This is a genomic window from Sarcina ventriculi (assembly GCF_900456775.1).
Classification (GTDB): domain Bacteria; phylum Bacillota; class Clostridia; order Clostridiales; family Clostridiaceae; genus Sarcina; species Sarcina ventriculi.
This window is the reverse complement of the sequence record NZ_UAUL01000007.1, coordinates 20,640-39,636: the sequence shown is the minus strand read 5'-3', so window position 1 is coordinate 39,636 and position 18,997 is coordinate 20,640. Positions and strand designations below refer to the sequence as shown.

General features: G+C 27.7%; 16 protein-coding genes and 20 tRNA genes. 31 read left to right on the top strand and 5 right to left on the bottom strand.

The window, feature by feature from the left end:
• Positions 1–115 precede the first annotated feature (115 nt).
• The 5 genes from DR020_RS04320 (at position 116) to DR020_RS04300 (ending at position 7,655) form a co-directional block, all read left to right on the top strand.
• The gene (locus tag DR020_RS04320) at positions 116–844 is read left to right on the top strand and encodes a pseudouridine synthase (protein WP_112365366.1); all 729 of its coding nucleotides are present in this window, start codon (positions 116–118) and stop codon (positions 842–844) included.
• A 385-nt stretch (positions 845–1,229) separates the two neighbouring features.
• Complete coding sequence (gene pcrA, locus DR020_RS04315) at positions 1,230–3,521, top strand: DNA helicase PcrA (RefSeq protein WP_112365365.1); 2,292 nt, start codon at positions 1,230–1,232, stop codon at positions 3,519–3,521.
• 14 nt (positions 3,522–3,535) lie between these two features.
• Complete coding sequence (gene ligA / locus DR020_RS04310) at positions 3,536–5,536, top strand: NAD-dependent DNA ligase LigA (RefSeq protein WP_055260066.1); 2,001 nt, start codon at positions 3,536–3,538, stop codon at positions 5,534–5,536.
• Positions 5,537–5,644: 108 nt separating this feature from the next.
• A complete protein-coding gene (locus DR020_RS04305) occupies positions 5,645–6,118 on the top strand; it encodes a hypothetical protein (RefSeq protein WP_055260067.1) in 474 nt (157 codons plus the stop codon).
• Positions 6,119–6,185: 67 nt separating this feature from the next.
• On the top strand, positions 6,186–7,655 hold the full coding sequence (locus DR020_RS04300) for an ABC transporter substrate-binding protein (RefSeq protein ID WP_112365364.1): 1,470 nt from the start codon (positions 6,186–6,188) through the stop codon (positions 7,653–7,655).
• 225 nt (positions 7,656–7,880) lie between these two features.
• Here the strand turns inward: DR020_RS04300 and DR020_RS04295 are convergent, their stop codons facing one another.
• Positions 7,881–9,371, bottom strand: a complete 1,491-nt coding sequence (locus DR020_RS04295) for a hypothetical protein (RefSeq protein WP_112365363.1) — start codon at positions 9,369–9,371, stop codon at positions 7,881–7,883.
• 266 nt (positions 9,372–9,637) lie between these two features.
• Between DR020_RS04295 and DR020_RS04290 the strand changes: the two genes are divergently transcribed.
• The 23 genes from DR020_RS04290 (at position 9,638) to DR020_RS04180 (ending at position 13,507) form a co-directional block, all read left to right on the top strand.
• Positions 9,638–10,273: an XTP/dITP diphosphatase gene (locus DR020_RS04290; RefSeq protein ID WP_058993848.1), complete on the top strand. Its 636-nt coding sequence runs from the start codon at positions 9,638–9,640 to the stop codon at positions 10,271–10,273.
• 10 nt (positions 10,274–10,283) lie between these two features.
• Entirely contained in the window at positions 10,284–10,760 is a 477-nt protein-coding gene (locus tag DR020_RS04285) for a metallophosphoesterase (protein WP_112365362.1), read from the top strand.
• Between the two features lie 276 nt (positions 10,761–11,036).
• Positions 11,037–11,112 (top strand) — tRNA-Pro (locus DR020_RS04280).
• 15 nt (positions 11,113–11,127) lie between these two features.
• Positions 11,128–11,201: transfer RNA gene (locus DR020_RS04275), tRNA-Gly, on the top strand.
• A 27-nt stretch (positions 11,202–11,228) separates the two neighbouring features.
• Positions 11,229–11,305 (top strand) — tRNA-Arg (locus DR020_RS04270).
• A 4-nt stretch (positions 11,306–11,309) separates the two neighbouring features.
• Positions 11,310–11,385: transfer RNA gene (locus DR020_RS04265), tRNA-His, on the top strand.
• 3 nt (positions 11,386–11,388) lie between these two features.
• Positions 11,389–11,463: transfer RNA gene (locus DR020_RS04260), tRNA-Gln, on the top strand.
• A 6-nt stretch (positions 11,464–11,469) separates the two neighbouring features.
• Positions 11,470–11,545: transfer RNA gene (locus DR020_RS04255), tRNA-Lys, on the top strand.
• Positions 11,546–11,551: 6 nt separating this feature from the next.
• A tRNA-Leu gene (locus DR020_RS04250) sits at positions 11,552–11,635 on the top strand.
• Positions 11,636–11,659: 24 nt separating this feature from the next.
• Positions 11,660–11,734 (top strand) — tRNA-Gly (locus DR020_RS04245).
• A 3-nt stretch (positions 11,735–11,737) separates the two neighbouring features.
• Positions 11,738–11,811, top strand: a tRNA-Gly gene (locus DR020_RS04240).
• Positions 11,812–11,838: 27 nt separating this feature from the next.
• A tRNA-Arg gene (locus DR020_RS04235) sits at positions 11,839–11,915 on the top strand.
• A gap of 4 nt (positions 11,916–11,919) precedes the next feature.
• Positions 11,920–11,995, top strand: a tRNA-His gene (locus DR020_RS04230).
• A 3-nt stretch (positions 11,996–11,998) separates the two neighbouring features.
• Positions 11,999–12,073, top strand: a tRNA-Gln gene (locus DR020_RS04225).
• A 6-nt stretch (positions 12,074–12,079) separates the two neighbouring features.
• Positions 12,080–12,155 (top strand) — tRNA-Lys (locus tag DR020_RS04220).
• A gap of 6 nt (positions 12,156–12,161) precedes the next feature.
• A tRNA-Leu gene (locus DR020_RS04215) sits at positions 12,162–12,245 on the top strand.
• 24 nt (positions 12,246–12,269) lie between these two features.
• Positions 12,270–12,344 (top strand) — tRNA-Gly (locus DR020_RS04210).
• Positions 12,345–12,347: 3 nt separating this feature from the next.
• Positions 12,348–12,421, top strand: a tRNA-Gly gene (locus DR020_RS04205).
• A gap of 27 nt (positions 12,422–12,448) precedes the next feature.
• Positions 12,449–12,525: transfer RNA gene (locus DR020_RS04200), tRNA-Arg, on the top strand.
• A gap of 3 nt (positions 12,526–12,528) precedes the next feature.
• Positions 12,529–12,604 (top strand) — tRNA-Pro (locus DR020_RS04195).
• A gap of 14 nt (positions 12,605–12,618) precedes the next feature.
• Positions 12,619–12,692 (top strand) — tRNA-Gly (locus DR020_RS04190).
• Positions 12,693–12,735: 43 nt separating this feature from the next.
• Positions 12,736–12,812, top strand: a tRNA-Arg gene (locus tag DR020_RS04185).
• A gap of 119 nt (positions 12,813–12,931) precedes the next feature.
• A complete protein-coding gene (locus DR020_RS04180) occupies positions 12,932–13,507 on the top strand; it encodes a Pycsar system effector family protein (protein ID WP_112365361.1) in 576 nt (191 codons plus the stop codon).
• Between the two features lie 23 nt (positions 13,508–13,530).
• Here the strand turns inward: DR020_RS04180 and DR020_RS04175 are convergent, their stop codons facing one another.
• The 4 genes from DR020_RS04175 to DR020_RS04160 form a co-directional block, all read right to left on the bottom strand.
• Positions 13,531–14,937: an NUDIX hydrolase gene (locus tag DR020_RS04175; RefSeq protein ID WP_112365360.1), complete on the bottom strand. Its 1,407-nt coding sequence runs from the start codon at positions 14,935–14,937 to the stop codon at positions 13,531–13,533.
• Complete coding sequence (locus tag DR020_RS04170) at positions 14,928–15,452, bottom strand: ImmA/IrrE family metallo-endopeptidase (RefSeq protein WP_112365359.1); 525 nt, start codon at positions 15,450–15,452, stop codon at positions 14,928–14,930. The genes DR020_RS04175 and DR020_RS04170 overlap by 10 nt, the downstream gene beginning before the upstream one ends.
• Before the next feature lie 93 nt (positions 15,453–15,545).
• Positions 15,546–16,718, bottom strand: a complete 1,173-nt coding sequence (locus DR020_RS04165; protein ID WP_112365358.1) for a tyrosine-type recombinase/integrase — start codon at positions 16,716–16,718, stop codon at positions 15,546–15,548.
• Entirely contained in the window at positions 16,699–17,517 is an 819-nt protein-coding gene (locus DR020_RS04160; RefSeq protein ID WP_112365357.1) for a helix-turn-helix domain-containing protein, read from the bottom strand. The genes DR020_RS04165 and DR020_RS04160 overlap by 20 nt, the downstream gene beginning before the upstream one ends.
• Before the next feature lie 165 nt (positions 17,518–17,682).
• On the opposite strand from DR020_RS04160, the gene DR020_RS04155 reads away from it, so the two are divergent.
• The 3 genes from DR020_RS04155 to DR020_RS04145 all read left to right on the top strand — a co-directional run bounded on the left by DR020_RS04155 (position 17,683) and on the right by DR020_RS04145 (position 18,987).
• Positions 17,683–17,880: a helix-turn-helix domain-containing protein gene (locus tag DR020_RS04155; RefSeq protein WP_160110447.1), complete on the top strand. Its 198-nt coding sequence runs from the start codon at positions 17,683–17,685 to the stop codon at positions 17,878–17,880.
• 19 nt (positions 17,881–17,899) lie between these two features.
• Positions 17,900–18,133 (top strand): MerR family transcriptional regulator, encoded by a 234-nt coding sequence (locus DR020_RS04150; protein WP_112365355.1) that lies wholly within the window; start codon positions 17,900–17,902, stop codon positions 18,131–18,133.
• 68 nt (positions 18,134–18,201) lie between these two features.
• The gene (locus tag DR020_RS04145) at positions 18,202–18,987 is read left to right on the top strand and encodes a hypothetical protein (RefSeq protein ID WP_112365354.1); all 786 of its coding nucleotides are present in this window, start codon (positions 18,202–18,204) and stop codon (positions 18,985–18,987) included.
• Positions 18,988–18,997: the final 10 nt, after the last annotated feature.

The window sequence follows — 18,997 nt, the reverse complement described above, 5'->3', positions numbered from 1 at the left end:
TCATGGTTTAAAAGCTCCTTTAATAAGGAGTTTTTTTACAAAATATATTCTTTTGTTTTATAAATTTTGAATATAAGATAAAATTAATAAGTAAAAGAACTTTAGGAGGAATTTTATGGAAAGATTAGATAAGGTATTATCAAATTTAGGATATGGGACAAGAAAAGAATTAAAACAAATAATAAAAAAGAAAATGGTGACTGTAAATGGGCTATTAGCAAAAGATAGTGGCATGCAGGTTAATCCTGAGAAAGATAAAATAGTTATAAATGGAGAAGAAATATTTTATAGAAAATATATATATTTATTAATGAATAAGCCTCAAGGAGTAGTATCTGCAACATTTGATAATAGAGATGAAACAGTTATTGATTTGCTTTATGCAGAAGATCAGGCATTTCAACCATTTCCTGTTGGAAGATTAGACAAAGATACGGTAGGGCTTCTTATTTTAACTAATGATGGGGAACTTAATCACAAACTTATCTCTCCCCAAAATCATGTAGATAAAGTGTATTTTGCCAAAATTAATGCACCTATTAATGAGAAAGATATAAAGGCTTTTAAAGATGGTATAACTTTAGATGATGGGTATAAGTGTATGAGTGCAAAACTTGAAATAATAAATAATTTTGAAGGCTCATCAGAGGTAAAAGTTACAATTCAAGAGGGAAAATTTCATCAAGTAAAAAGAATGTTTATAGCTAGAAATAAAAGAGTTGAATATCTTCAAAGAATAAAATTTGGTGAATTAGAATTAGATGAAAGTTTAGAGGAAGGGGAATACAGAGAGATAACTGCAGAAGAACTTGCAAAATTAACAAGTGTTTTTAATAAAAATTAAAGAAAAATAGAATTGATATTGTTTTCAAAGATGATATAAGAAAGTTTTTTAAAACTATTGCAATTTTTTTTAGCATTTAATATAATTATTATGCAAGAATAAATAAAAGGAAGAATAGCCCCCTTTTTATTTATTGCTTATTGCTTTAACGTAACCTGGCCCCAAGGGTTACGTTTTTTATTTTATATAAAAGTACATAAATAAAAACTAAAAAAATAAGTAAAAAAGACTATTTATAAAATGTACAAATAGTCTTTTTTATTATTGAGTTTTAAAATTTGGATTTAAAGGGATAATTATAATAATGAGTATTAATATAGAGTTAAGGAAAATGTAAAGTAGTATGGTATAATGTCTATATAGATAAAATTAAGGAGTGGTTTGAGTGGATTTAAAAAGCTTATTAAATAAGGAGCAATACATTGCAGCCTCTACAATTGAAGGACAGGTGCTTATATTAGCAGGAGCAGGGTCAGGAAAAACTAGAGTTTTAACTCATAGAATAGCTTATATGGTTTCAGAGCTTAACATAAGACCATACAATATATTAGCTATAACTTTTACAAATAAAGCGGCAAAAGAGATGAAAGATAGAGTTAGAGCTTTAGTTGGTGATGAGGCTGATAATATGTGGATATCAACTTTCCATTCATCATGTGTAAGAATTTTAAGAAGAGAAATAGATAAATTAGGATATAAAAAAGATTTTTCAATATATGATACTTCAGATCAAAAAACTCTTATAAAGCATGTAATGAAAGAACTTAATATAAATGAAAAAGATATAACTGATGGAGAAATATTAGCAACAATAGGGAAAGCTAAGGATATGCTTATAACTGCTAGTACCTTTAAACGAGAAAATGAAGGGAATTTTAGAAAAAATAAGATAGCAGATGCTTATGTTTTATATCAAAAAAAATTAAAAGAAAATAATGCATTGGATTTTGATGATTTGATATTTAAGACTGTAGAGTTATTTAGGAGATATGAGGATATATTAGAATTTTATCAAAACAAGTTTAAATATATAATGATAGATGAATATCAAGATACTAATAAGGCACAATATGAACTTGTAAAACTTTTAGCTGATAAATATAAAAATATATGTGTAGTTGGCGATGATGACCAATGTATTTATGAATGGAGAGGCGCAGATATAAGAAATATATTGGATTTTGAAAAGGACTATCCAGATGCAATTGTAGTTAAGCTTGAACAAAATTATAGATCAAAGAAAAATATACTAGAAGCGGCTAATAGTGTTATAAAAAATAATAGTGAAAGAAAACAAAAAGTTTTAAGGACTCAAGAAGATGACGGAGAAAAAATAGGAATTTATAGAGCTTATTCTGATAAATTAGAGGCTGAGTTTGTAGTATCTAAGATAAAGGAACTTGTAAAAGAAGAAGAATTAAAGTATAGAGATTTTGCAATTCTTTATAGGACTAATGCACAATCTCGTGTATTTGAGGAAGTTTTGAGAAGGTCAGCTATTGCATATAAAATATTTGGAGGGCTTAAGTTTTATGACAGAAAGGAAATAAAAGATATTTTAGCATATCTTAAGGTTTTAGTTAATCCTCAAGATTCTATAAGTTTAAGAAGAATTATAAACACTCCAAAGAGGAGTATAGGTGATGCTACTATAGAAAAAATTCAAAAACATGCAGATGAGATTGAGAGTACATTGTATAATGCATTACTTGATGTTGAGTTTATACCTGGATTAACAACAAGAGCTATAAATCCAATAAAAAGATTTATAGAGATAATTGAAGATTTAGTGGTTATGTCACAAACACTTTCAGTTTCAAAACTTATACAGTATGTTTTAGAGAAAAGTGGATATTTAAAATCTCTTGAAGAGTCTAAAAGCTTAGAAGATGAGAGTAGGATTGAAAACTTAAAGGAATTGGTATCAGATGCTGTAGATTTTGAAAAAAATAATGAGGATAAATCATTATCTGCATATCTAGAAAGAGTTGCATTAGTTCAAGATATGGATTCTATGGACGAGGAGAATAATTGTATTATGCTTATGACAGTTCATAGTTCAAAAGGATTGGAGTTTCCAGTTGTATTTATGGTTGGAATGGAAAACGGAATGTTTCCAAGTATGGGATGCTTTGACAAGATAAAAGAAATGGAAGAGGCTAGAAGGCTTTGTTACGTTGGAATAACAAGAGCTAAAGAAAGGCTATATATGACATCAGCTGAAAGCAGAATGGTTTTTGGTAGAACTGTTTCATATCAAGAATCAGATTTCTTAAAAGAAGTACCTGAAGCTTTGAAAAATATGATAATGAATGAAACAAACAAGCAAAAACAAAATAAAGCAACCTCAAAGGTTGATAAGGTTAGAAGTAGATTAAACAGTGCATATTCTAATCCTCATAGTATAAGAGGAAGTCATTATAATAAATATAATAGTAAATCATCTTTGGCTGTTGATAAAAAACTTAAAGAAATTTTATCTGATGAAGAGGATAAACAAAATTTATGCACAGCAGAAACAGCTATTCCTGGAAGAAAAGTAAAGCATTCAAAATTTGGAGAAGGAACAATAATCACTGCAATGAAAGTTGGAGCAGATTATAAGATAACAATAGCTTTTGATAATCAAGGAATAAAAAACTTAATGTTAAGTTTTGCCCATTTAGAATTGTTATAGTTTAGGAGAAAAAAGTGGATAAAAAAATTATAATAGAAAATTTAGTTAATGAATTAAATAAATATGCTAATGAATATTATGTTCTTGGAAATCCATCAGTTTCGGATAAAGAATATGATAAAAAGTATGATGAACTTGTAAACTTAGAAAGAGAAACAGGATATGTGATTCCTTATTCACCAACTCAAAGGGTTGGTGATAAGATACTTCCTGAATTCAAAAAATATGCTCATAAAGGAAAACTTTTTAGTTTAGATAAGGCTCAAAGTATAGAAGAAATAAGAGATTGGCATGTTAAAAATTTAAAATTTATAGATGAATATAACAGAGTAAATCCCGATAAAAAACTTCCAAGCTTAAAGTATATAGTTACTAAAAAATTTGATGGACTAACAGTTAATTTGTCATATGATGAAAATGGGGTTTTGCTAACTGGAGCAACAAGAGGAACTGGAACTATAGGAGAGGATGTAACAGCGCAAATTAAAACAATAAAATCAATTCCTTTAAAGATAGACTTTGATGATTTTATTGAAGTACATGGAGAAGCTCTTATGACTAAAGAAGCTTTTGAAAAATACAATAAAGATGCTCTAATTCCTCTTAAAAACTTAAGAAATGGTGCGGCAGGAGCTTTAAGAAATTTAAATGTAGCAGAAACTGTTAAAAGAAATTTATCAGCTTTTTTTTATGATATAGGATATAGTAAAAATACAAAGTTTAAAACATACAAAAGTATGTTAGAATTTTTAAAATTTAAAGGGTTTCCAGTAGATTCATACATAAGGGTATGCACATCCTTAGATGATATTAAGAAGGAAATAGAATATATAGAAAATATAAGATTTGATTTAAATTATGATATAGATGGATTGGTTATAGCAATAGATGATATAGAAACTAGAGAACTTTTAGGTAATACTGTGAAATTCCCTAAGTGGGCAATAGCTTATAAATTTGAAGCACAAGAGACAACAACAACGCTTTTAGATGTAGAATGGAATGTTGGAAGAAGTGGTAGGGTTACGCCAACTGCTATATTAGAACCAGTAGAATTAGCTGGAGTAACAGTTAAAAGAGCAACTTTGAATAATATAGATGATATATCTAGAAAGGGTATAAAAATAAATTCAAGGGTATTTGTACGAAGAAGTAATGATGTTATACCAGAAATTATGGGAATTTCACAAGATAGTTTTGAAAATGGGATAGATATAATTCCACCGAAAGTTTGCCCAGCTTGTGGCTCTCATCTTATAAAAGAAGAAAAGGGAGTTCATATATATTGTGAAAACTCTTTAGGGTGTAAACCTCAAATGGTAAAGGCTATAGTTCATTTTGCTGGCAGAGAAGCAATGAATATTGAAGGGTTTTCAGAAAAAACAGCTGAACAACTTTTTGAAAAATTGGATATAAGAGCAATATCAGATCTTTATAGATTAACTTATGAAGAGTTATTGAGTTTAGATAAATTTGGAGATAAAAAGGCTAATAATTTATTAAATGCAATAGAAAAAAGCAAAAATTGTTCATTAGAATCTTTTATATACTCTTTAAATATACCTAATGTGGGGATAAAAACGGCTAAAGATTTAGTGAAACAATTTAAATCTTTAGATGCCATAAAACGAGCGACTTTTGATGAACTTATACAAGTGGCGGATATTGGAGATATAGTAGCTAATAGTATAATAAACTTTTTTAAAGAAGAGAGAATACTAAAAATTATAGATGATATGATAAATATAGGAGTTACACCTGTATATGAAGAGAAATTTGTAACAAATAACGAATTTGAGGGTAAAACTGTAGTAGTTACAGGAACATTAGAAAACTATTCAAGAACGCAAATAAAAGAGAAATTAGAATCTTTAGGGGCTAAGGTTTCAAGTAGTGTAAGTAAAAAGACAGACTATGTGATAGTTGGAAAAGAAGCAGGTTCTAAATATGAAAAAGCAAAATTATTAAAATTAAATATTTTATCAGAAATTGAATTTGAAGATAAATTAAAGTAAAATCATCCCTTCCTTAAGTTTTATATAAATAATTTGTGGATAGAATATATTAAATAATTACTAGTTCTATTCATATAATTAAATATAGATAAAAAGGAGGGGATGATTTTGCATTTTATAGATACTGTTATATTAAAGCTTCATAAAGATAAAATAGAAAAAGGGCTAATATTTTTAAATAGAATTTCAGTAAATAAAATAAATAAAATTATAACAGAAGAATGTCATCAAAAATCCTTGAAATATAGAATAATAAGCAAAAAAAATAATGAAGTTACTTTTAAGATTAAAAGAAGAAAAAAGGTATATATTGTAAAGTATCACAAAACATTAGCTGTTAATAAATTAGATTATAATAATTTTTTGGAAATTTATGATAAAAATAATGCGAAAAAGGCTTATTATATAACTACAGGAGTGTTTCTTCAAGATGTGTATAATATAAATTATAATATTTTTTTTAATAGACCTATAATTCTAGTAGATGGCATAAATTTTGTTGTTAAAGATAAAAAGTTTTATTTAAGCAAAAACTTTAGTTCAAGCAATTTATCTTTTAGAAGATATTTTCCTAAATTTTAAATGTTTAAATATTTTATTAAAGTCAATAATTTTAAGATATTAAAACTATTTAGGAGTTATTACTATTATGCAAAAAAAAATAGGATTAAGTGTTATGCTTATTATGATGGTTTTTGTACTAAGTGGATGTTATAGTGAAGAAACTGTTAGTTATAAAAGTGAAGAAAAGGCGCTTGTTTATTCCATAGAAAAAATACCTGAAACTTTAATAAATAGTGAGGAAACAGTTGATAGAGAAAATGATGTTATTTGTTCATTGTTTGAAGGGTTAGTTGAAATGAATGAGAGTGGAGATGTAATTCCATCTTTATGCCAAGGTTGGAAAGTGAGTAATGATGGTTTGGAATATATATTTAAGTTAAGAGAGGATATCAAATGGAGTAATGGGGAAAAAATAACATCATTTGATTTTATAGATTATTTTAAATATATTTTATCTCCAGATAATGAGAATTATAAATTAGATGAATTATATACGATTGAAGGAGCTAAGGATTATAAAAATGGTGTTTGTGATTTTGAAAGTGTAAAAATACAGGCAACAGACAAGAAAACTATAGTAATAACGTTAAATGCTTGTGATGAAGAATTTTTAAAGAAATTGTCAAAGCCTGTATATAGGCTTAGAGATGTAAGTGAGCCTCTTAATTATTATAAGGATAACTATTCAAAAATACGATATACAGGTGCGTATGTAATATCTAATACATCAGCAACTGATATTACTTTAAAAAGAAATGATTATTATTTAGATGATGCTATAAGTATGGAAGAAATAAAAATAAAAGAGCAACAATCTGTTGAAGCGGATTTTGCATCATATAACTTAGAAAATATAGATATAGTATCATCTCCACCAGTATTGTCTTTAGATAAGGGAGAAATGCATACAGCAGTGGAATATTACCCATCTAATGTGATAAAAGTATTAGTGTTTAATAATGAAAATAATATAACATCAGATATTAGATTTAGAAAGGGATTATTTGATGGGATATTTTTAGAAATATTAGATAGCTATATGATTAAATATAATTTAGGTATGTGGGCAGTTAATGATATTGCATATAATGATTTATTAAATAAATCATTATATTTAACTAAAGAGTATGAGGTAAATGAAAAACCTAAACTAAAAGAAAATGCTAAGCAACTTTTAAATCAACTAGATACTCGAAAAAAAGTAGTGTCGTTAGTAGGAAAAAATATATCTGAAAATAAAATAATATCTGAATTTATAAAAAACACTTTTCAAGATGAATATGATATATCAGTCGAAATAACTCTTTTAGATGATAATGAGTTAGAAAATTATTTGAAAGAGAAAAAATTTGATATATATATAGATGATTTTGATTTAGATACTTATAAGTTAAGTAATGATTATATTCTTGAGGAATTAAATGAAAGCTTAAGAGATGATTATAGCATAATATCTTTATATTATAAAAATTTTTTATGGTGTAAATCTAGTAAAATAGATAATTTATATATTGATGCAAATGGTAATTTAATTCTTAAGTATACTAAAATATAGATTTATATAAAAAGTAAAGTTATTTAAAGTAAATTTTGTTTGCTAATTGTTGATTTTAGATAAGCTAAGCTTTAAAAAATAACATAGAGTTTAATTATTATCTAAAATCAACATCATATATGTTTAAAGAAATTGATTATTAAGTTAAAGCTATCTATTAAATTAATATTGTTAATTTTAAAATATGACTAAAGTTAAATTCAAATATTTGTACGAGTTTAGTTTTTATGAGTCAATACTTTCGCTAATGTAATCATTAATTATATTATTATCATTGATCTTATTCGTATCGCTAAGAGAATATGTTGTTTGTTTTATTTTATTTAAAATATTATTATTCTTGTACTTATCTAGTATGTGGAGTGATAAGAAGATTAAGAACATATTTATAGAACTATCAAAAGTAATATTTGAATTTGAAAGTGTATTTTTTTTGGTGGAGTAAACTATATTTTTTGTAAATATTGGGGCTAATCCACTTAGATTAGGACTTAGAGTATTGGTGATTCTAAACATAGCTTCATCAAGCAAGTCGTCTGATTTTAATGAAAAATTTTTATATCTTTCATTAGAGTCAAGTGGTGGAGCATCTGGAAAACTTGTTATTAATCCTGAGTCAGAGAAATATTTTTTATAAAAAGTAGATACGATATTATTTAATTTACTATCAGTATTTTCATAAGAGAATACGATAAGATTTATTAAAAAAGGTACTAATTCTTTAGAATAATATTTTATATCTTTTTTATTGCTAGTTTTTTTAAGATTAGATTTCTCCTCATCATAAAGATTTTTTAAAAGTATACTTATATCATTAAATGAATCTTTAAATAAAGAAATATTAGTATTTTTATAAGTTAGAAGCATATTGAGAGAAAGCAGAGTGATGTTTTCTATGTTGGATAGAGAAATTGTACTTTCTGTATGTTTTGAAAGAGTAAATTCACTCAAATCTATAAGTAGATTTTTACATCTTTCATTCTTCGAATATTCATACATAATATTAAAAATCAAGCATAAATTGCAACAGTTATTAAAAGATTCAGAGTATAAATTTTCTTTTAGATTGAAAAACATATCTAAAATTTCTAAAGAGAAACTTTTAAATTCAGCACTATCTTTATTATTTTTACAAGTAATAGAATATAAATAATAAGACAACATCATATATCCTTGATCTATAAAGCTAAAACTAGCATCTTTTTCTGAAAAGTTAAATTCTTTTGATTCTGTTTGGCGTTCATCCTTTTTATTTACAAAAAAACCTTCAGCATTTCTTAAATGATTATAATAAAAGTCTAATTGAATTTTACTTAAATCTTTATATAATTTTGAAATATTATAAATAGAGCTATTTATTCCTTGAAATCTATCGTAGTATTTAGTAGTTTCTAGCATAGATAAAGTCATAAGAGCATTTGGAAGAATTAATACGTCTTTTTTAAAAGTACTCATGTCCCAACTTTTAGAATACTTAGATGAATATATGTTGGGTTTACCTTTTTTATATATACAAAGCAATGGTGTATTGTTTTTGAAATTTTCTATATAATTATCAGATGCTAAGGGTTTTAAGGTTTTATAATTTATGCAAATTCCACACCTAGATTCTAAAACTATATGTTTTAAGGATTCTCTACAAAAAAATAAAAGTTGTGATTCTATTTCTTCTATTGAGAGTGAATTCATTCTGAAAAATTGTCCAATATATTTCAAATTATCAACCTCTTAAAAATAATTCTTGATATTATTAATATGAAATTGAGTTTTAAATATTGCTAAATAATAATATATAGATAAATATTATTTTGTAAAAATAATTTGACTTATTTTATAAAGATTAAAATTTATAAATAATTCATTTTTAAATATTTGTTGGAGATTTTTAATAATATTATGATAGTGGTATTACCCCTAATATGCTATGATGAAAATAGTAATAATTAAGTATAAATATTATTATATTTGAGGAGGAAGAGAATTTGAAGATAATAGTAGCAAGTAATAACCAACATAAAATAAGTGAAATAAAAAATATATTAAAAGATTTAAATTTAAGTATATATTCTCTAAGAGAATGTAACATAAATATAGACGTTGTAGAGGATGGGCATACTTTTAAAGAAAATGCTTATAAAAAAGCAGAAGAAATAAGAAAATATTTAATAAATATAGGTGAGAAAGATTTTATTGTTATGGCAGATGATTCTGGGCTAGAAGTTGAATATTTAAATAAAGAACCAGGAGTTTTTTCGGCAAGGTATGCAGGTGAACATGGAAATGATGATAAAAATAATGAAAAGCTTCTTGAAAAATTAAAGGATGTTAAAGATAATGATAGAAATGCGGAATTTATATGCTCTATCGCTTTAGTAGATTGGACAGGAAAAGAATTATTCATAGAGGGGAGATGTAAAGGCATTATTGCTGAAAAAAAACAAGGTAATGATGGATTTGGGTATGACCCATTGTTTTATATACCTAGATTGAATAAAACTTTTGCACAGCTAACTCCTGAAGAAAAAAATAGGATAAGTCATAGAGGAATAGCACTTAAAGAATTGAAAAATAAAATAAATATTTTTAATTTAGATAATAAAATAGAAAAGACAAAGTAGGGAGAGAGAAATGTTAATAGCGGTTGTAAGTGATACTCATGGTAATGAAAATACTATTTTAAAAATAAGAAATGAAATTAAAGAAAGAAACGTAAAATATATGATTCATTTAGGTGATAATATAGACGATGCAGAAAAAATAGTAGATGGACTTGATTGTACATTTTATGGGGTAAAAGGAAATTGTGATTTAGCTAATTTCCCAGATGAATTAATAGTGAAAATTGAAAATAAAAAATTTTTTATAACTCATGGACATAAATATGGAGTTAAAATGGGGTTAAATAACATATTTTATAAAGGTAAAGAATCGGAAGTAGATGCTGTGTTATTTGGACATACTCATATAAAAATTATTTCAAAAGAAGATGGATTATGGATTATAAATCCAGGAAGTCCCTTTCTTCCTAAAGATAGGGTGCCATCCATTGCTTTTATAGAGATAAAAGGTAATGAAATATATCCATCAAGTTTTACAATAAAATAATTTATAAAGATGTTGATTTTAGGCTAGCTTGGCTTAGCTTATTTATAAGCCTAAAATTAACATCTTGCTGTTTTTAAATAAAAGGTAGAAAATTTGACTTTTAAAATTATTAATAGACGTTTAAAACACGTAAAAAATAGTGTAATTATAGAAATTAAATTTATATTAAATAATATATATAAAAAAATATAAAAAAATTAATAAAAAGTGTTGACATAATATCGGTGATGATGTAGAATAACTATTGTCGTCAGCAAGAGATTGTTAGATGAGCCTCGGGGTGTGGCGCAGATGGGAGCGCGCGTGGTTTGGGACCATGAGGTCGCAGGTTCGATCCCTGTCACCCCGACCATTAAATTTAATATATGCGGGTGTAGTTCAATGGTAGAATGTCAGCCTTCCAAGCTGAATACCCGGGTTCGATTCCCGGTACCCGCTCCAATAAAACAATAAAATGTTTTACAATGTGTATCTTTAGCTCAGCTGGATAGAGCAACGCCCTTCTAAGGCGTGGGCCTGGGGTTCGAATCCCTAAAGGTACACCATATGGTGGACGTAGTTCAGTTGGTAGAGCACCAGATTGTGGCTCTGGTTGTCGTGGGTTCGACTCCCATCGTTCACCCCATGTTGGGGTATCGCCAAGCGGTAAGGCAACGGACTTTGACTCCGTTATTCGTAGGTTCAAATCCTGCTACCCCAGCCAAAACTTGGTTCACTAGCTCAGTCGGTAGAGCACATGACTTTTAATCATGGTGTCCGGGGTTCGATTCCCCGGTGAGCCACCATAAGATGCAGATGTGGCGGAATTGGCAGACGCACTAGACTTAGGATCTAGCGCCTTTGGCGTGGGGGTTCGACTCCCTTCATCTGCACCATTAAAAATAAGAAAATATAAGTATGCGGAAGTGACTCAATGGTAGAGTGTCACCTTGCCAAGGTGAAAGTTGCGGGTTCGAGTCCCGTCTTCCGCTCCATATGCGGGTGTAGTTCAATGGTAGAATGTCAGCCTTCCAAGCTGAATACCCGGGTTCGATTCCCGGTACCCGCTCCAATAAAACAATAAAATGTTTTACAATGTGTATCTTTAGCTCAGCTGGATAGAGCAACGCCCTTCTAAGGCGTGGGCCTGGGGTTCGAATCCCTAAAGGTACACCATATGGTGGACGTAGTTCAGTTGGTAGAGCACCAGATTGTGGCTCTGGTTGTCGTGGGTTCGACTCCCATCGTTCACCCCATGTTGGGGTATCGCCAAGCGGTAAGGCAACGGACTTTGACTCCGTTATTCGTAGGTTCAAATCCTGCTACTCCAGCCAAAACTTGGTTCACTAGCTCAGTCGGTAGAGCACATGACTTTTAATCATGGTGTCCGGGGTTCGATTCCCCGGTGAGCCACCATAAGATGCAGATGTGGCGGAATTGGCAGACGCACTAGACTTAGGATCTAGCGCCTTTGGCGTGGGGGTTCGACTCCCTTCATCTGCACCATTAAAAATAAGAAAATATAAGTATGCGGAAGTGACTCAATGGTAGAGTGTCACCTTGCCAAGGTGAAAGTTGCGGGTTCGAGTCCCGTCTTCCGCTCCACATGCGGGTGTAGTTCAATGGTAGAATGTCAGCCTTCCAAGCTGAATACCCGGGTTCGATTCCCGGTACCCGCTCCAATAAAACAGTAAAATGTTTTACAATGTGTATCTTTAGCTCAGCTGGATAGAGCAACGCCCTTCTAAGGCGTGGGCCTGGGGTTCGAATCCCTAAAGGTACACCATTTCGGGGTGTGGCGCAGATGGGAGCGCGCGTGGTTTGGGACCATGAGGTCGCAGGTTCGATCCCTGTCACCCCGACCATTAAATTAATATATGCGGGTGTAGTTCAATGGTAGAATGTCAGCCTTCCAAGCTGAATACCCGGGTTCGATTCCCGGTACCCGCTCCATTAAAGACAATCTATATAATAGATTGTCTTTGTCATATTTTAAGCATCTATAGCTTAGTTGGATAGAGCGGTGGACTTCGAATCCAAAGGTCGGGGGTTCAAATCCCTCTAGATGCACCATAAAGTAAGTGATAAAGCCATTTGTTGAATTGAAAAATAATTTTATTTTAAATAAATACAGCAACCGTGCAGCAATACGAAAGATTAATGTTACACATTCAATATAGAGGGGGATTAAAGTGGGAACAAATAACTTAGAAGAAAGATTAAATAGTGTATTAGCTGATATTACGGATTGGTTAAAGTTTGCAGAAGCTAAAAATGCATTATTAATTACATTTAATGGCGCATTTTTAACATTTTTAGTTGAAAAGATTTTCAACTATAGCAATACAAACGTACTATTTAATATTGTATTGATAGTGTTAGTATTACTAAATATATTATCATTATTCACATGTTTAATTTCTTTTACACCTAAAACATTTAGAATAGGAATTATTGACTGGCTAATATCTAAAACTCTTAAGGAAAAAGAAGAAAATGATAATATATTATTTTATAAAGATATAGCTAAATATTCTACTGAAGAATATTATAAGAGGTTTCAATTAAAAGTTATGAATGATAATGAAACAGAAAAATATGATAATGAAAGAAAAGGTATGGATTTTTTTTTAACAAAGCAGATAGTTACGCTTTCTAAAATTGCATACGAAAAATATTTTCTCTTTAATATAGCTATTATTTTAACGATGATAAGCGTTATGATTTCATTCTGTGGTTTTATTATAAAGTTAATTTTTAATACATAAGAATAAGTGATATTTAAAATCACTTATTCTTTATTTCTAGAGTTGTAAAATTTAAAAGCTTTTTTTAATGTATCCTTGAAGTCAGGAATAGCTTGATCGCTAAATGAATCAATCTCATCTTCAGAAATAAATTTAATAATTTCATGTTTTTTAGTTTGTCTAGGTATATCATTAATATCACTAATTATTGTTGCTATAAATATTATACCTTTATTCTCTTTACCATCCTTAGCAAGTGAATAAATACATAAAGGAATTGGTTGTACATCTTCTGTTCTATTTGTATCTGTATAGATATCTATGTCTACTTTAAAATCATTTTTATATTCATTTTTTAATGTATCAATTAATGCTAAGTTTGCACTTGCTTTTGCACAACCAAACTCCCAGTTACCTGGAGCATCACTTTTTTTGCTAGAACGTTTTGCTATTAAAATTTTGTTATTTTTAGGATCTATACATACAGTAACACAATGTAATTCAACTAATTTTGATACTGCAGGGTTATTAGGCTTTTTATTATCCGTTTTATTAATAATATCGGTAATAACTTCGATTTTATTTTCTAAATTCATTTCAGTTAGAATTTTTTTTAGTTCAGATATTGAAGTTATATGAAAATTATTTGCTTTTAACGTAGCACATATTTCTGATGTATCATATTCATCATATAAGAACATAGAACTCATATTAGACCAATTTTTATGATACCAAATAATAGGATATAGCCTATTATTCCAAATTCCTTTAAGTTTCTTAAAGCCTACAATTTTTAATCTATCTTCTACGTTATAATCACATAAATTATTTACTAATTCTTTATTTTCATAAAGAATATATGCTAATTTAGAATCTATAACAAGCTTGTTTTGAGATGAAAATTTAGCTATTCTAAATCCTTCATCTATATCAATTCCAATATAATCCCGAATAGATTCTTTTAGGTCAGGCATAATATTATGGACTAATGTATTTGTTTTATCATTAGATTTTTTTACAGCAGCAGTCCAAATTGTCGATTTTAAATATAATATATTTTTACATTTAGTATGTTCATCATATAATTTTTTTTGACAGAATTCCATTAGTGAAAATACCTTAGATGGAGCTTGTAACAATAAATTTAGATGTGTTATCTCCTGATAAAATAAGATTTCATCACCAATATACTTCCAAACTTCTGAATTTTCTAGCTTATCTTTAAATTGATTTTGAACTATTGAAAAAAAATCAGAAAATACATTTGGCCAATTTTCATCTAATTGTTTATAATTTGTAGAATTTACCAAATCAATAGAAATAAAAATGAACACCTTTGCTTTATGCTCATTTTTTATATGATTATCCTTTTCAAGTTTATGAAGAAGATTTTGCAAATTTGATGATTCTTTCAAACTAGAAACTGTATTTTTATTTTCACTTAATTCCATAAGTTTAGTATTCTCCCACGTACGTTAACAGCTTCTATCGACACATCAAATTCATCAGATATATTTTTTAAATTATAATAGTTATCTTCAATATTTTCATTTGCAACTTTTATAAATTCTGATTTTGGCATTAAAAATGCTCCCGCAAATTCATTTGCTTCAGATTCATACTCAGTATAAGGTATATTTGTATTTCTAGCATGACTTGTTCCTATTTCTATATTATTCCATTTTTCTTCATTTAAATAATGCATATGAAGGAATAAATGCCCTAATTCATGTGCTATTGAAAATCTTATCCTTTGATAGTTGGAAACATCTGATAGAGATATTTCGAAATTATCATCTGAGGATTTAGTTATGGCAGCTTCATCAAGATTATAATGATTTTTTGTTATACTTCCATTTAAGATTTTTACAATATTTTCAATATCAAATTTATTTTCTTTAATGTTTAAAAGAAGCCTAATTTGTTCAGCAATATTATTTATTATATCTCTTTTGTTAGCATCCATAAAAACACCTCCTATTAACTAGTTTAATGAATATATTATATAATAATATAGTTTATTATTAAATAGTAAATTAATTTTGTTAAAAGTATGATATTAAAAATTAAATATATTATTAAGTTTTTCAATAGCATCAATTTTCACATCATTTGTAACGTGAGTATAGATATTCATGGTTGTATTTATATCTGAATGTCCTAATAATGCTTGAACTGTTTTAATTTGAACACCCTCCTCAAATAATCTAGTGGCGTAAGTATGCCTAAGAGCGTGGAACTTAATATTATTTATTTCAGCTTTTTTTAATAATCTACTATATACCTTTCTAAGGTTAGATGTATTTATAGGAGTTCCTATTGAAGTTGTGAATACTAAGTCGCTAGGCATATATAATTCACCATTAGATAGCCTTTCTTTGTTCTGAGTTGCTTTAAATTGTTTTAATTTGTGTATTATGTTACTTGGAATTGGTACGGTTCTTATACTTGTTTCTGTCTTAGGTGGTTGTATGATAGTAGTATACTTACCTTCACCTTTATTGTTAAATATAGTTTCCTGTCTAATGCTTTTATTTACTGATACTGTTTTATCATCAAAATTAATATCATCCCACGTTAAGGCTAGTATTTCACCTAATCTTAATCCAGTACCCAAAGCAAATAAAAACAAACATTCTAATCTATGACCACCACAAGCCTGTATAAAACGTTTTTGTTCATCAATAGTCAAATATACTATATCTTCCTTTTTGCTCTTCTTAGGAAGGCTTACAAGTGTACAGTAGTTTTTTAATAAATAACCTTCTTTAATTGCTTGAGCGAAACAACTTTTTAAAACTTTATTTATAGTTAATATTGTTGAAGAGGTAATATTATTATCATCTATAAGTCTATTGTAGTAGGTTTGAAGTTGTTGAGTCCTTAAGTCTTTAAGTTTAATTTTACCTATCTGAGAGCCGTTTATATGGTTTCTATAAATGCCTTCATATCTTGTAATAGTTGATGATTTAACCTCATTAATCTTATATTCAAACAGCCAATATCTAAAGTATTGCTCTATGTTCATACTTTCATCTATTGGTAACATATCGTTCATATTTTTATATTTATAATCAGTTAATTTATCAGATACTTCTTTCTTAGTCTTACCATAGAAGTATTTTCTTTTCAATTTACCCTCTTCATTTCTACCAATAGTTAAAACAGAACACCAACGACCTTTACTATCTTTATAGATAGAGCCTTCACCATTAGCTTTTTTTGTTGTCATTGTTATCACCCTCTATAGAGTTAATTTTAATTGATAAATCGCCCTTGTTAATAGCATGTATTAACAGTTTTTCTTCTAAACAATGTAAAATTTCATTAACTAATTGTTTTTCTGAATTTAAATTATAATCTAACAAATTTTTTAATACTTTTTGATTAGATGTATTTTTTATATAATTTAAAACTGTTTGCAAAGAAGTTAAAACTATAGAGCAATCTATACTATTATTATAATTTTTTGGATTATTAGAAAAAAGATCAGATTTCAGTTGTTCTAATGATAAATTAAAAAAATTCAATTTAGAATCTATAGTTTTTAAATTACTTATTGAAAATAATAATATTAACTTATAATAAGTAGAAAATATATGTATAAATTCCTCTAAATCGCTTTCTAATACTGCTAATAACATTATGGTTAGTTGTTCTTCATTAAACATATTATCTTTAGGACGCTTAAAGCCACAAAATTTTTTGAAAAATTTATTTTCAACAATAGACCAATTTGGTGTAAGGAATTCTTCAGGATTATTTATTAATGCTAGTTCAGAAATATAATTTAATAAATCTTGAGTTAATTCGTATACCTCCATAGCATCTATATCGTTTGTTTTTAAAAGAGTATTTAGAGATATATTAAGTGCTTCAGCAATTTTCGTTAATGTTTGTATATTAGGTGTAATATCATTACTTTCATATTTTTGAATTGTTCTTAAGCTTTTACCAATATATTTTGCTAATTTTTCCTGGGTAATTCCTTGTTCTTTACGTTTTAATTTAATATTTTCTCCTATTGTCATTTTATCACCTCATTTATATAATATCATAATACGAAAAAAAAATACATAAAATTAAAAAAATATGTTGAAATATGAAATATCTAGTCATATAATACTAAATATAACGAATTTAAAAGTCGTATTTTAATAAAAATAACGAATTAAAAAGACATTAAAGGAGAAATGATGAATACGAGTAAGATGAAAATGGAAAGAATTAAAAATGGTCTAACGCAACAAGATTTAAGGGGAATAACTAAAATAGGTTTAACTACTTTAGTTAAAATAGAAAAAGGGGATATAGGTGGAGTGAGAGTTAAAACATTAGAAAAAATAGCTAGCGCTTTAAATACTAGTATAGTTGATTTATTTTTTAAAGAATAGAAATAAGGAGGAATTTTTTATGGAAGATATCATTGAAGAACTTACAGAAAAAGTACAAGCTCATAAACACAAAGTAGAGAGAAAGACAATTAGTGTAAGGGAGTTAGCTGATATATTAGGTGTCAGTTATAACAAAGCAAACATATTAACTCATAGGAATGATGCACCAGTATTAGTTATTGGGAGAACTAGAAGAATAATTATATCTAAGATAGATTCATGGTTAGATAATATGATAGGTTGTGAATTATAAATAAGAATTATTATCTATTGCAGAGATAACGATAACATAAGTTGTTTAAAATTTAAGGAGGTGAAAGAATGAATAATAAAGAACGAGAAATTTATGATAAATATGCTTATGATAAAACCCTTAATTATGTATTTTTAGTTTATATGGAATTTGAGAGAAGGGTTAATGGTAGAGAAGTGTATGAAGAGTTGAAAAAAGGAGAATGTAGGTTTGATTATGCTAGTTGGGAGAAACGGTTAAGTATAACTCATAAAAGAATGATAAAAGCTATTAAAATATTAATTAAAGAAAATTATATAGAACAGAGAAGTAAGGGGAAAAAAGGTATTGCTAGTATTTATTATTTGAGTAGATTTTTACAGGAACAGAAAAAAGAACAAAAACAGGAACAGAATTTGGAACAGAAAAAACATAGTAATATCAATAGTTTAGACTATATAGAGGAACAAAATTTGGAACAGAAAGAGGAACAGAAAAAGGTTCAATCATCAAAGAATAATATATCAAAGAATAATATCTTCATTGAAAATTCTAATGAAATGGAGTTATCTAGATTACTATTCTCTTTAATGCAATCTAATAATCCAAAAGTAAAACAACCTAATTTTCAAAGTTGGAGTAAACAATTTGATTATATATTAAGAATTGATAAAAGACAGATAGAAGATGTTACAAGGCTTATAAGATGGTGTCAAAGTAATTCATTTTGGAAAAGTAATATATTAAGTCCTAACAAGCTTAGAGAGAAATATGATATGTTGTATTTAAAAATGATTGAAGAAAGTAGAAAAAATCAAGAGTCTAATTACAAAATTATAGATTTTAATGATACAAGAGAAAAATATTATAGATAGAAGAGGCGTT

Excerpts from the sequence above, each read along its gene's own strand:
- DR020_RS04320 (WP_112365366.1), top strand. The coding sequence starts at position 116 with ATGGAAAGATTAGATAAGGTATTATCAAATTTAGGATATGGGACAAGA.
- DR020_RS04300 (WP_112365364.1), top strand. The coding sequence starts at position 6,186 with ATGCAAAAAAAAATAGGATTAAGTGTTATGCTTATTATGATGGTTTTT.
- DR020_RS04285 (WP_112365362.1), top strand. The coding sequence starts at position 10,284 with ATGTTAATAGCGGTTGTAAGTGATACTCATGGTAATGAAAATACTATT.
- DR020_RS04175 (WP_112365360.1), bottom strand. The coding sequence starts at position 14,937 with ATGGAATTAAGTGAAAATAAAAATACAGTTTCTAGTTTGAAAGAATCA.
- DR020_RS04170 (WP_112365359.1), bottom strand. The coding sequence starts at position 15,452 with ATGGATGCTAACAAAAGAGATATAATAAATAATATTGCTGAACAAATT.
- DR020_RS04165 (WP_112365358.1), bottom strand. The coding sequence starts at position 16,718 with ATGACAACAAAAAAAGCTAATGGTGAAGGCTCTATCTATAAAGATAGT.
- DR020_RS04160 (WP_112365357.1), bottom strand. The coding sequence starts at position 17,517 with ATGACAATAGGAGAAAATATTAAATTAAAACGTAAAGAACAAGGAATT.
- DR020_RS04155 (WP_160110447.1), top strand. The coding sequence starts at position 17,683 with ATGAATACGAGTAAGATGAAAATGGAAAGAATTAAAAATGGTCTAACG.
- DR020_RS04150 (WP_112365355.1), top strand. The coding sequence starts at position 17,900 with ATGGAAGATATCATTGAAGAACTTACAGAAAAAGTACAAGCTCATAAA.
- DR020_RS04145 (WP_112365354.1), top strand. The coding sequence starts at position 18,202 with ATGAATAATAAAGAACGAGAAATTTATGATAAATATGCTTATGATAAA.